At 72.6% G+C, this 12,318-nt stretch carries 11 protein-coding genes and 1 rRNA gene; 2 read left to right on the forward strand and 10 right to left on the reverse strand.

All coding sequences use genetic code 11. The features are described from left to right. The first annotated feature begins 130 nt into the window (after positions 1-130). Positions 131-247: ribosomal RNA gene (gene rrf, locus ACFYNX_RS14420) — 5S ribosomal RNA — on the forward strand. Between the two features lie 77 nt (positions 248-324). Here the strand turns inward: rrf and ACFYNX_RS14425 are convergent. Genes ACFYNX_RS14425 through ACFYNX_RS14440 form a run of 4 tightly spaced genes read right to left on the reverse strand, consistent with a single transcriptional unit; the run spans position 325 to position 3,995 of the window. Continuing rightward, a complete protein-coding gene (locus tag ACFYNX_RS14425) occupies positions 325-993 on the reverse strand; it encodes a response regulator (protein WP_388661573.1) in 669 nt (222 codons plus the stop codon). Next, positions 990-2,264: a sensor histidine kinase gene (locus ACFYNX_RS14430; protein ID WP_388661575.1), complete on the reverse strand. Its 1,275-nt coding sequence runs from the start codon at positions 2,262-2,264 to the stop codon at positions 990-992. The genes ACFYNX_RS14425 and ACFYNX_RS14430 overlap by 4 nt, the downstream gene beginning before the upstream one ends. A 13-nt stretch (positions 2,265-2,277) precedes the next feature. After that, a complete protein-coding gene (locus ACFYNX_RS14435; protein ID WP_388661577.1) occupies positions 2,278-3,069 on the reverse strand; it encodes an ABC transporter permease subunit in 792 nt (263 codons plus the stop codon). After that, positions 3,066-3,995, reverse strand: a complete 930-nt coding sequence (locus tag ACFYNX_RS14440; RefSeq protein WP_388661579.1) for an ABC transporter ATP-binding protein — start codon at positions 3,993-3,995, stop codon at positions 3,066-3,068. The genes ACFYNX_RS14435 and ACFYNX_RS14440 overlap by 4 nt, the downstream gene beginning before the upstream one ends. A gap of 163 nt (positions 3,996-4,158) precedes the next feature. Between ACFYNX_RS14440 and ACFYNX_RS14445 the strand changes: the two genes are divergently transcribed. Continuing rightward, entirely contained in the window at positions 4,159-4,734 is a 576-nt protein-coding gene (locus ACFYNX_RS14445) for a GNAT family N-acetyltransferase (RefSeq protein ID WP_388661581.1), read from the forward strand. Between the two features lie 7 nt (positions 4,735-4,741). On the opposite strand, the gene ACFYNX_RS14450 is transcribed toward ACFYNX_RS14445, so the two are convergent. The 6 genes from ACFYNX_RS14450 to ACFYNX_RS14475 form a co-directional block, all read right to left on the reverse strand. Then, positions 4,742-6,439: a type VI secretion protein gene (locus ACFYNX_RS14450; protein WP_388661583.1), complete on the reverse strand. Its 1,698-nt coding sequence runs from the start codon at positions 6,437-6,439 to the stop codon at positions 4,742-4,744. A 47-nt stretch (positions 6,440-6,486) separates the two neighbouring features. Continuing rightward, positions 6,487-7,881: an ATP-binding protein gene (locus ACFYNX_RS14455; protein WP_125668401.1), complete on the reverse strand. Its 1,395-nt coding sequence runs from the start codon at positions 7,879-7,881 to the stop codon at positions 6,487-6,489. Positions 7,882-7,901: 20 nt separating this feature from the next. Beyond that, positions 7,902-9,455 (reverse strand): SCO6880 family protein, encoded by a 1,554-nt coding sequence (locus tag ACFYNX_RS14460; RefSeq protein WP_388661586.1) that lies wholly within the window; start codon positions 9,453-9,455, stop codon positions 7,902-7,904. Beyond that, the gene (locus ACFYNX_RS14465; RefSeq protein ID WP_388661588.1) at positions 9,452-10,780 is read right to left on the reverse strand and encodes a hypothetical protein; all 1,329 of its coding nucleotides are present in this window, start codon (positions 10,778-10,780) and stop codon (positions 9,452-9,454) included. The genes ACFYNX_RS14460 and ACFYNX_RS14465 overlap by 4 nt, the downstream gene beginning before the upstream one ends. Further along, on the reverse strand, positions 10,770-11,606 hold the full coding sequence (locus ACFYNX_RS14470) for a hypothetical protein (RefSeq protein WP_388661590.1): 837 nt from the start codon (positions 11,604-11,606) through the stop codon (positions 10,770-10,772). The genes ACFYNX_RS14465 and ACFYNX_RS14470 overlap by 11 nt, the downstream gene beginning before the upstream one ends. Positions 11,607-11,722: 116 nt before the next feature. Continuing rightward, on the reverse strand, positions 11,723-12,031 hold the full coding sequence (locus tag ACFYNX_RS14475; protein ID WP_024757447.1) for a hypothetical protein: 309 nt from the start codon (positions 12,029-12,031) through the stop codon (positions 11,723-11,725). Positions 12,032-12,318 lie beyond the last annotated feature (287 nt).

Raw genomic sequence — 12,318 nt, forward strand, 5'->3', positions numbered from 1 at the left:
GAAGCCCCGTAAGGGGTGGAGCTGACCGGTACTAATAGGCCGAGGGCTTGTCCTCAGTTGCTCGCGTCCACTGTGTTAGTTCTGAAGCAACGAACTCCCGTGCCGGTTGAGTTCGTTAACTTCATAGAGTTTCGGTGGTCATAGCGTTAGGGAAACGCCCGGTTACATTCCGAACCCGGAAGCTAAGCCTTTCAGCGCCGATGGTACTGCAGGGGGGACCCTGTGGGAGAGTAGGACACTGCCGAACAATCATTGTGGGAAAGCCCCGCACCTTTATGGTGCGGGGCTTTCCTGCGTTCACGACCCCTTTTCCCCACCGCCCTTTCAGGTCGGCGTGACGAGTTGGGCGTCGTACGCCAGGATGACCGCCTGGACGCGGTCGCGGGCGCCCGTCTTCGCGAGGACGCGGCCCACGTGGGTCTTCACCGTGGATTCCGCGAGGTGGAGGCGGGTGGCGATCTCGGTGTTCGTCCAGCCCTGGCCGATGACCGTGAGGATCTCGCGTTCCCGGTCCGTCAGGGCGGCGAGGCGCGGATCCTCCGGGCGGGGCCCGTGCGTGGGGGACACCGGCAGGTGGTGGACGTAGGTGTCCAGGAGGCGACGGGTGAGGCTCGGGGCCACGACCGCGTCGCCGGCGGCCACCGCGCGGACGCCCGCGAGGAGCTCCTCCGGCTGGGCGTCCTTCACCAGGAAGCCGCTGGCGCCGGCGCGCAGGCCGTCGTACGCGTACTCGTCCAGGTCGAAGGTGGTGACGATCAGGACGCGGGTGCGGGCGCCCGTCGCGATGATGCGGCGGGTCGCCTCGATGCCGTCGAGGCCCGGCATCCGGATGTCCATCAGGACGACGTCGGGGCGCAGGCCGTCGACCAGGCGGACCGCCTCGGCGCCGTTCGACGCCTCGCCGACGACGGTCATGTCGTCCTGGCTCTCCAGCAGGATGCGGAAGCCGAAGCGCTGCATCGGCTGGTCGTCCGCGATGAGAACGGTCGTCACGAGGGGGAGACCTCCCGGGGGGTTCGCAGGGGGATGCGGAGCCGGACGGCCCAGCCGCCGGCCGCCGACGGGCCGCAGTCGAGTGTGCCGTCGTAGAGGGCCGCGCGCTCGCGCATTCCGGTGAGGCCCTGGCCCTGCCCCCGGGGGACGTGGGCGGCGCCCGTTCCCGTGTCCGTGACCTCCGCCCGTACCTCCCCGGGGGCGTACGTCAGGAGCACGGTCGCGCTCGCGGTGGGGCCCGCGTGTTTGAGGGTGTTCGTCAGGGCTTCCTGCACCACCCGGTAGACCGTCAACTGGGCGCCGGGGGACAGGGGCGGGGACGGGGGTTCGCCGTGGGTGCGGAGCCGTACCGGCAGGCCTGCCTCGCGTACGCCGGTGAGCAGGGCGTCCAGGTCCGCGAGGGTCGGCTGGGGGTCCCGTACGGCCTCCTGCTCGTCGTCGCGCAGGACGCCCAGGAGGCGGCGGAGGTCGGCGAGGGCCTCGCGGCTCGTCGTGCCGATGGCGTCGAGGGCCTGGACGGCGCGCTCGGGGCTCTTGGCCGCCGCGTACCGGCCGCCGTCCGCCAGGCCGGTGATGACCGAGAGGTTGTGGCCGATGATGTCGTGCATCTCGCGGGCAATGCGGGTCCGTTCGGCCGCCGCGGCGAGCCGGACCTCCTGGTCGCGTTCGATCTCCAGGCGGCGGGCCCGGTCCACGAGGCCCGCCGTGTGCTCCTTGCGGGAACGGACCGTGATGCCGAGGAGGGCGACGAGCGCGTACGCCCACAGGGTGGGGACGACCCGCTGGTCCCAGCTCCCCGGGGCGAAGCGGACGGCCCCGGTCACCAGCGGCGGCAGGAGCAGGGCGAGGGCCCGCAGGAGGGCGCGGGGCGGGCGGAGCAGCGCGATGTGGAAGACCGGGAGCAGTTGGAGGTACGAGGCCTGAAGGAAAGCGCCCGAGGCGTCGCTGACGAGCGCCGCGCCCGCCATCACGGCCAGGGCGGTCGTGGGGTGGCGGCGGCGCCAGTACAACGGCACGGTCAGGGCCAGGCTGAGGACGGTCACGAGCCAGGCCGGCAGGGTGGGGTCCGGGGCGGTGTTCCGCCAGCCGCCCGCCGCGTCCACGAGCGCCGCCACGGTCCAGCAGGACGCCACCGCCGTGTCCCAGGGGCGGGGGTGGCGGGCGTCGAAGGCACGCACGCGCGTGAGGAGGCGGTCGACGTGGCGGCTGAGGCCCGTCCCCGTGTCCGTACGCCCGCCCGTGCTCCAGTGTGCTTCCGTCTCCGTCGTCACGCCGTCATCTTCCTCATACGTCCCGGCGCTTGAGCAACAGGGCGGGGACGGCCAGGGCCGCGGCCGCCCACAGGAGCAGGGCCAGGAGGGCCGCTCCGGGGGAGGCGGCGCCCGGGAGCGCGGTCGAGGAGCCGAGGACGCCGGCGGTCTGGGTGGGGAAGTACCGGAGGGCCGTGTCCACCGCCTCGTACGGGAGCATGCCGAGGACCTCGGGGACGATCAGGACCCCGCCGACGAAGGCGCCGATCGCGCCCGGCACCGAGCGGAGGGCGGCGCCGAGGCCGAGGGCGATCACGCCGAGGAGGGTGACGCCGGCGGCGTTGCCCGCGACGGCGGCGAGAACGCCGTCGTCGGTGAGGGAGGCGGCCTGGTCGGTGTCGCCGAGGAAGACCTGGGCGGTGAGGAAGGTCAGGAGGGCCGTCGTCAGGGAGACGGCGAAGACCACGGCGGTGTGGACGGCGGCCTTCGCCCACAGGACGGGGAGGCGGCGGGGGACGGCGGTCAGGGAGGCGCGGACCGTGCCCGTCGCGTACTCGCCGGCGGTGACGAGGATGCCGAGGACGGCGAGGGCGATGCCGCCGAGCTGCGAGCCGTAGAGGGTGAGGACGACGGTGTCGACGTCGGAGTCGCCGCCGTCGGAGGTGTAGGTGGCGCCCATGAGGACGCCGACGCCCAGGAGGCACGCGACGGCGGTGAGGACGGTGATCCAGGTGGAGCGGACCGTCCACAGCTTGTGCCACTCCGAGCGGAGGACCCGGGCGGGGGTGATTCCGGAGACGGGGGTCCGGGTGGTCGTGGTGGTCACGCGGCGGCTCCCTGGTGCTCGGGTCGGTGCTCTGTCCGGTACTCGACGGCGTCGCGGGTGAGGTCCATGAAGGCCTGCTCCAGGGAGGGTGCCTGCGGGGTGAGTTCGTGGAGGGGCAGGGCGTGGGCGGCGGCCGCGCGGCCGATCCCGGGTGCGTCGAGGCCGGTGACGAGCAGGGTGTCCGGGGCTTCGGCGGTGACCCGGGCGCCGGGCGGGAGCAGGGCCCGCAGTCGGTCCGCCTCGGGGGTGACGACCTTGACGGAGGCGCCGCCGGAGGACCGTACGAGCGCGTCGACCGTGGTGTCGGCGAGGAGCCGGCCCTTGCCGATGACGATCAGGTGGTCGGCGGTGAGGGCCGTCTCGCTCATGAGGTGGGAGGAGAAGAGGACGGTGCGGCCCTCGGCGGCCAGGGACTTGAGGAGGGTGCGGATCCAGAGGACGCCCTCGGGGTCGAGGCCGTTGACCGGTTCGTCGAGGACGACCACGGCCGGGTCGCCGAGGAGGGCAGTGGCGATGCCGAGGCGCTGGCCCATGCCGAGGGAGAAGCCCTTCACGCGCTTGCGGGCGACGTGGGTGAGGCCGGTGAGGGCGAGGACCCGCTCCACGCGCGCGCGGGGGATGCCGTGGGTGTGGGCGAGGGCCATGAGGTGGTGGTGGGCGGACCGGCCCGGGTGCGCGGAGCGGGCTTCGAGGAGGGCGCCGACGCGGGCGAGCGGGGCACGGTGGTGGGCGTAGGGGCGCCCGTCGACGGTGGCGCGGCCGCGGGTCGGGGCGTCGAGGCCGAGGATCATGCGGAGGGTGGTGGACTTCCCGGCGCCGTTGGGGCCGAGGAAGCCGGTGACGGTGCCCGGGTGGACGGTGAAACTGAGGTCCCGGACGACGGTCCTGTCCCCGTACCGCTTGGTGAGGTTCTCTGCTCGGATCATGCCTCCGACGCTAGGAGGCGGGCGGGGGCGGGGCGTCGGACCGGGGTGGTGTGCGGGGGGCCGGGCGTAGTACCGGGGTACGACGGGCGGGACGGCGGGGGCGGGGGCGGCGGCTCGGGAAATGCCTTGTCAGGAGCGTGTGCTCGTCGTCAGGATCGGGTCCATGGACCATCTGATACGTGTCATCCGCGCCGACGAGTGGGAGAAGGCCCGCGAGATCCGTCTCGCCGCCCTCCGGGACCCGGTCGCGCACCTGGCGTTCCTCGACACGTACGAGGCGGCCGCCGGGCGGCCCGACGCGTTCTGGCGGGAGCGGGCGGAGGCCTCGTCGGGGGACGGCGACGGGGCGGTGCGGCAGTTCGTGGCCGAGGGGCCGGACGGCACCTGGGCGGGCACGATCACGCTGCTCGTGGAGCGGCCCTCGGACGAGGTGCGGTTCGGCGCGGCGGCGAAGGTGGAGCAGACGCACGTCGTGGGGGTGTACGTACGCCCCGGGGCGCGCGGGACGGGCGTGATCGACGCGCTGTTCCGGGCGGGCGTGGAGTGGTCCTGGTCGCTGGCGGAGCCGGTGGTCGGGCGGGTGCGGCTGTACGTGCACGAGGAGAACGCGCGGGCGGCGGCCTTCTACCGGCGGTTCGGGTTCACGGCGACGGGCGCGCGGGTGGCGGTGCCGGGGAGCGCGTCGGCGGAGGAGGTGGAGTACGAGCTGCGGCGGCCGGCGGGATCGCGTCCTCGCTGAGGGCGCGTCAGGCCCTCGGAACCGGTTCGTCGTTCGGCCAGCGGGTCCTCGCCTGTTCGCGGGAGCGCATCAGGGCCAGGGTGGGCAGGCCCCGGGTCCTGCCCTCGGCCATGAGGGCCGGGAGCGCGGGGAAGGGGGCGACGGCGGCGACGTCGTCGAGCACCAGGGTGAGTGGTGGGTCGAGCCGACCGTCGGATGACCGTGCGGCCATGCGGCGGCCGTGCTCGACCACGCTTGCGGCGAGCGCCGTCAGGAGAGGCATCGCGCCGGGGTGGGTGCGGGGGTCCTCGATCGATTCACCCACCACGTAGAGGGTGCCCCCTTCGGAGAGGAAAGATGCCAGCGCCAGCGAATCCGTTCGATTCGGGGTGCACGCCTCCCTGATGTGGACCGTGGAGAACGCGGAGAACGCACGGGCCGTCAGCTCCTGTGCCAGGCGGCGGCTTTCGGGGTGCGCGGTCAGGGCGGACTCGAGGAGCCCGGCCAGGCCGGACACCGCCCTGGGGTGGCTGCGGAGGATCCGTACCGGCTCGTGGGCGTCGGATCCCTGGGCCCAGCGGTGCACCTGCCGGAAGGGGCGGCCGTCGACGGCCGCCGCGTGCAGCCAGCAGCGCAGGAGCGTTTCCGCGGTGTCGGCGGTCGCCGCGTCCAGCCGGGAGTGCGGGCGGACCGGGGCGAGCAGGGCGGCGGCCCTGGCCTGCGCGGTCTCCGGGTCGCCGCAGCCCTCGGCGGGGGACCAGTGGAGCCGGCCCGGGGTGTCGCAGAGGTGCCCGGGGTCGTAGACGAGGACCGGGCCGAGCTTGCCGCGCGCGTCCTTGGTGTCCGACCAGACGGTGGGGTCGGAGGTGACGACGAGGACCGGCCCTTCGGCGTCCCGCACCGCCTGGACGGCGAGGGGGCGGCGGACGTCGGGCGGGCCGAAGAGGGTGCCGTCCCCTGCGGGGGCGGGTGCGTAAGCGGGCCCGGGTGCGGGGCGGGGCTGCGGGGGGATCTGCGGCTCGGCCGGGGAGAGGGGTGGTCTCGGGGTCTCCCGTACGGGGCTCAGGGGGGTGAGGGCGGGGTCCCTGGTGTGCTCGGACGGGGTGGCCGGAGTCGCCGGGACCGGCACCGGAGTCGGGGTCGGGGTGGTGGTGGCGAGGGGTCGGAGGGCCGGGTCGGCGGCGGACGGGTCGGTGGACGCCGTGGTCGTGGTCGGGGCTGAGGAGGTGCTTGCCGGGTGGGGGGCCGTGTGGTCGCGTCGTACGGCCTCGGGGCCCTCCCGTACCGCCTCGGGGTTCCCCCGTCCCCGCTTCCGGAGGTTCGGGGCCGGTTCCCGTACGGGGGTCGCGTACGTGCCCGCCCTGCGGTGGGCGCGGACCGCGCGCCAGCGGGCCACCGTGCCCAGGACGAAGACCGCGAGGACCAGCAGGATCATCGCCTCGCCGATCAGGAGGCCCCAGAAGAGGCCGTACCCGGAGAGCTGGGCGGGCGGGGTGGCCGGCCAGGCGGCCGCGAGGCCCGTCGGGGCCGTCACCAGGGAGCGCAGGGCCGGGGGCGCACCGGTGAAGCCGACGCCGTCCGGCCAGGCCCCGTGGGCGAACAGGCCCGCCAGGCCGGTCGCCGTCCACACCAGGACCGTGAGGCAGAGGAGGAGGCCGAACAGGCTGAGCAGCAGCCCGTCCGAGACGCCTCCCCCTCCCTTCCGTGCCGTGTCCGTCTGTCCCATCCGCCCCACCTGCCTTGCTCCGCCTCGCCGGGCCTCGCGCGCCCCGCCTACGCCACCGTGGACTGCGAGGAGCCGTTCATCTGCTGCTCGATGAGCATGGCCCGCTGCTCCGTCTCCCACTCCAGTTCCGGGTCGGTGACCGAGGATTCGGTCATGGCGCGGTCGGTGTAGACGAGCGGGCGTTCCTTCTCGGTGATGAGGTGTTTGACCACCTGCACGTTGCCGTTGACGTCCCAGACCGCGATGCCGGGGGTGAGGGTCGGGATGATCTCGACCGCCCAGCGGGGCAGGCCGAGGACCCGGCCGGTGTTGCGCGCCTCGTCGGCCTTCTGGGCGTAGACGGTCCGGGTCGAGGCCATCTTGAGGATCGCCGCTGCCTCCTTCGCCGCCGCTCCGTCGACGACGTCGGAGAGGTGGTGGACGACGGCGACGAAGGACAGGCCGAGGCGGCGGCCGAACTTGAGCAGGCGCTGGAACAACTGGGCCACGAAGGGGCTGTTGATGATGTGCCAGGCCTCCTCGACCAGGAAGATGCGCTTCTTCCGGTCGGGGCGGATCCAGGTGTGCTCCAGCCAGACGCCGACGATCGCCATGAGGATCGGCATGGCGATGGAGTTGCGGTCGATGTGGGAGAGGTCGAAGACGATCAGGGGCGCGTCGAGGTCGATGCCGACGGTCGTCGGGCCGTCGAACATGCCGCGCAGGTCGCCGTCGACCAGGCGGTCCAGGACGAGGGCGACGTCCAGGCCCCAGGCCCGTACGTCGTCTATGGCGACGTTCATCGCCTCGGCGGACTCGGCCTTGGGGTGGCGCAGTTGCTCGACGATGTCGGTGAGGATCGGCTGGCGGTCGGTGACGTGGTTGTTCACGTACGCGTGGGCGACCTTGAGCGCGAAGCCGGAGCGCTCGTCGAGGCCGTGGCCCATCGCCACCTCGATGATGGTGCGGAGCAGCGCGAGCTGGCCCGTGGTGGTGATCGACGGGTCGAGCGGGTTGAGGCGGATCCCGGCGTCGTTGGCGACCATCGGGTCCAGGCGGATGGGGGTTATCCCCAGCTCCTGGGCGATGAGGTTCCACTCGCCGACGCCGTCCTCGCCCTGGGCGTCGAGGACGACGACCTGCCGGTCGCGGAAGCGGAGCTGGCGGAGCACGTACGTCTTCTCCAGGGCCGACTTGCCGTTGCCGGACTCGCCGAGGACCAGCCAGTGGGGGGCGGGGAGCTGCTGCCCGTACAACTGGAAGGGGTCGTAGATGTAGCCCTTGCCGCTGTAGACCTCGCGGCCGATGATGACGCCGGAGTCGCCGAGGCCGGGGGCCGCGGTCGGCAGGTAGACGGCCTGGGCCTGTCCGGTGGAGGTGCGGACGGGCAGGCGGGTCGTCTCCACCTTCCCGAAGAGGAAGGAGGTGAAGGCGTCGGTGAGGACGGACAGCGGATCTCGCATGGGTCTGTGCCCCTTCGGCCCTAGCGGCGGATGCCGGTCGCGAACGGCAAGGTGTTCACAAAGGCCCGGTGGTGCTCGCGGTCGCACCACTCCAGCTTCAGGTACGACTTGCCGGCCGAGGCCCTGATCGTGCGCTTGTCCCGGGCGAGGGCCTCGGGCGAACGCGACGACACCGTGATGTACCCGACGAGGTTGACCCCGGCAGCGCCGCTGGCGAGATCTTCACCCCGCTGGTCGAGCCGGCCGTGGGCGGCGATGTCGCGCGGGTCGACCGTGCGGTTCATCTTGGCGGCGCGGCTGGCGTCGGCCTCGTCGTTGGTCTTCTCGGTGAGCATGCGCTCGATGGCGACCTCGGTGGGTTCCAGGTCCATGGTGACGGCGACCGTGCGGATGACGTCGGGGGTGTGGACGAGGAGCGGGGCGAGGAAGTTGACGCCGACGGGGGTCATCGGCCACTCCTTGACCCAGGCGGTGGCGTGGCACCAGGGGGCGCGGGTGGAGGACTCGCGGGTCTTGGCCTGGAGGTACGTCGGTTCCATCGCGTCCAGCTCGGCCGGCCAGGTGTTTCGTTTCGTCATGGCCTGGATGTGGTCGATGGGGTGGTCCGGGTCGTACATGGAGTGCACGAGGGACGCGAGCCGGGACTGGCCGAGGGGCTGGCGGACGCGGATGTCCGCCTCGGCGAGGCGGGCGCAGATGTCGGTGAGCTCGCGGGCCATGACGACGGCGAGGCCGGCGTCGCGGTCGAGGCGGCGGGCGCCGGAGGCGTGGCGGGCGGCGCGGGCCATGGCGTTGGCCTCGGCGGCGAGTTCGCGGGTGTAGTGCATGCAGGCGACGAGGTAGGCGCGGTGCTGCTCGCTGGAGGTGGAGACCATGGACTGGAGCTGGTCGTAGGACTCCTGGAGCCACGCGGGCGTGTGCGGGTCGCCGCGCTGGCCGACGTCCTTGGCGTGCGCGTCGGGGTCGGCGGGGAGGGTGCGGGCGAGCATCTGGAGGCGGGTGACGAAGCCGTCGCCGTTGGCGACGTGCTTGAGGAGGGTGCCGAAGCGGTCGACGAGGGCCTCCTGGTCCTCGCTGTCGCGCAGGCCGACGCCGGGGCCCTCGATCTCGATGGCGGCGGTGACGGTGCGGCGGTCGGCGTGGAGGAGGACGGCGATCTCGTCGGGGCCGAAGGGGGCGGAGAGCCAGCCGACGCGGCCGATGCCGGGGGGCGGGCCGATCTCGACCTCGCGGCCGTCGAGGCGGGTGCCGGCCTCGACGACGGAGGAGCGGTAGGCGGTGCCGCGCTTGAGCATGCGCTTGTAGCTGCGGTTGATCTCGAACCACTTGTAGAAGGTGCGGCCCTTGTACGGGAGGTAGACGGCGGCGATCGCGAGCATGGGCAGGCCCGCGAGGAGGGCGATCCGCAGGGGGAGGGAGGGGACGAGGAGTCCGCTCATCATGCCGAGGAAGGCGCCGGCGATGATCAGGGCGATCTCGCCGGTCTCGCGGTTCTTGCCGACGATCGCGTTCGGCCGGGCGCGGCCGATGAGATACGTGCGGCGGGGCGCGACCGGCTGGGACTGGGTCGTCAACGCCCTCCACCTCCAGAGTTCTTGCGGTTGCTGTGCGGGGTGCCCGCGGTGGGGCTGCTGCTGCGGGGTGCGGGGGGCGGTGTCGCGCCGCCGCCTCCGGCGCCGCCGCGGCCGCTGTGGGCGGCCATGCCGCCGGAGAGCTGGTTGGCGGGGCGGGGGGCCGCGGAGGCCTGGCCGCCACCGCCGCCGTCGCCGCGGCTGCTGTGGGTTTTGATGCCCTGGGAGACGAGGGAGGCGGGGGAGGAGATGACGGCGGCCGCGGTGTTCTCGCCGGCGCGGTGGAGGCGGTTGTTGCGGGAGGCGGCGATCTCGTCGCCGAAGCCGGGGACGAAGCGGTAGATCATCGCGGAGGCGAAGATGGCGAGCAGGATGATCGCGAGGCCGGAGACGACGGCGGAGAAGGAGTCCGGGCCGGTGCCGGAGGAGAGGGCGCCGGCGAGGCCGAGGACGATGACGATGACCGGCTTGACCATGATGATCGCGATCATGATGCCGGCCCAGCGGCGGACGTGGCCCCACATGTTCTTGTCGACGAGGCCGGAGTAGACGACGACGCCGAGGAGGGCGCCGACGTAGAGCATGACGGCGCGGAGGAACAGCTCCAGGTAGAGGACGCCGGCGGCGATCACGGTCACCAGGGACACGATGATCAGCATGATCGGGCCGCCGCCGATGCTGTCGCCCTTCTGGAGGGCCTGCTTGAAGCTGCCGAAGAAGACGTCGGTCTGCTGTCCGGTGCCGGAGGCGATGACCTCGGTGACGGCGTCGGTGGCGTTGACGACGGTGTAGAGGATCAGGGGGGTGAAGGCGGAGGCGAGGACCGTCAGCCAGAGGAAGCCGATGGCTTCGGAGAGGGCGGTGGTGAGGGGGACGCCGCGGATGGCGCGCTTGGCGACGGCGAGGAGCCAGAGGAGGAGGGTGAGGACGGTGGAGGCGGCGAAGACGACGGCGTAGCGGCCGAGGAACTCCATGTTGGTGAAGTCCACGTCGGCGGTCTCTTTGACGGCTTTGGAGAGGTAGTCGAGGGTGGTGACGGCGGCGTCGGCGAAGCCGCGGGAGAGGGAGGTGAGGGGGTCGAGGGAGGCGGTGGGGTCGGTGAGCGGGGCCTTGTCGGCCCCGCCGGACTGGCCCTTCTCGCACAGGTCCCTGGCCTCGCCCACGATGAGGGCGCACGGGTTGTCGCTCGTGCTGGGAGACGGCGTGGGTGTCACCGGGGTCGGGGTGGGGGCCGCCTGGGCGCGGGACGCGAACAGGAACGGCGCCCCGAGGAAGGCGACGGCGAGCGCGGCCGTCGCGCGGCCCGCCAGGCTTCGACTAGCGGGCATAGGTGAACCCTCCGTATCCCTCGACCGCTTCGGCGATCTCGTCGGCGGTGGAGGCGCGGTCGTCACCGTTGACCGGAGTGGGACCGTCGCTCTGGCTGGAGGACTCCAGGCGCCAGTCCCCCTCGACCCAGGTGAGCTTCTCCGTGATGGTGAACCAGGTGGAGGTGACGGGCCTGGTGGAGTCCGCGCCGACGAGGCCGCCCAGGTTGGTGCACCACACCTCGACCGTCGCCGAGTTCTCGGCGTACTCCTTGACCTTGGCGCCGACCGGCACCGTGCGGGACACCAGGGTCGTGCCGGTGGGGGCGACGCCGTTCGCGTCGAGTCCGGCGCTCTTCACGAGGGCGGCCGAGTAGGTGTCGTCCAGTTTCTTCAGGACGCCGTCCACGACCGCCGGGGCGTAGACGGCCCGCACGATGTCGTGGCGGGACGCCTGCTGGAACATCGCCGCCGACCCCAGCGCCACCGCGTAGTTCGTCGCCGCGCTCTGGGCGCCCTGTTCGTCGCGGGCGTGGCCCGTGGGGATCGGGCCGTTCCTGCCGGTGACTGGGGGGACGCCCGTGGCCGCCGTCGAGGCCGCCTTGCCCGGGGTGCCGGAGCGGGGGGCGGACGGGTCCGACGGGTCGCCCCCGCCGCGGTTGGCGAGGGCGATGGCGCCGACGAGGAGGACCACCACGCCCACGACCGTGACGAGGGAGCGGGAGCTGCGGACGGGGCGGCGCCCGGCGCCGTACACGTCGCCGCTGTTGCCCTCGGGCAGGCGGGTCCGGGTCTGGCCCGAGCCGCCCACGCCGCCGAAGCTGTCGTGCTCGTCGCCGGGACTCATGCCGGGTACGCCCCCTCACTCGTTCGCGGGTACGGCCGTGCTTCAACAGGACTGGGCATCAGGTTCAGGTGGGCAATCCGGGTGGGCGGTCGCGGGGCGGTCGGGCCGACGGGACGTCAGACGGCCATCCCGTACACGATGGTGAAGAGCGTGCCCAGGGAGCCGATGATGAAGACGCCGGTCAGGCCGGCGACGATCAGGCCCTTGCCCTGCTCCGCGCTGAACGTGTCGCGGAGGGCGGTCGCGCCGATGCGCTGCTTGGCCGCGCCCCAGATGGCGATGCCCAGGCAGAGCAGGATGGCCACGGCCATCACCACCTCGATCATCACCTTGGCCTCGTTGCCCAGGCTCCCGAAGGGCCCCCAGTTCGGGGCGATTCCACCGATGATGGTGGTGATGTCGCCCTTTTCAGCCGCCAGGTACATGTAACTCACCGCCCCTGTATGGGTTGTTGGCCGCCCCTCCCGGGCGGCACGGGTCATCGCTCTATCTTCGCTGATGAAACCGCTCGCGTGTGACTGCTTGACGGCTCTCTTTACCCGATCCCCGCACACTTGACCGGTCTGACCGTCTTGACCTGCGGTGGTGTGGCCGGTTTCCGTGTGAAGAAGCGTATGGTCACTCTGTGTATCACGGAGGGTGACTCCGGGCAATGATCGTCGTTGTTCCACTCTTGGGGCGGCGTACGGGCGGCGTACGGGCGGCGTGTGTG

The sequence above is a fragment of the Streptomyces sp. NPDC007872 genome, from assembly GCF_042868165.1.
In the GTDB taxonomy this organism is placed as follows: Bacteria; Actinomycetota; Actinomycetes; order Streptomycetales; family Streptomycetaceae; genus Streptomyces.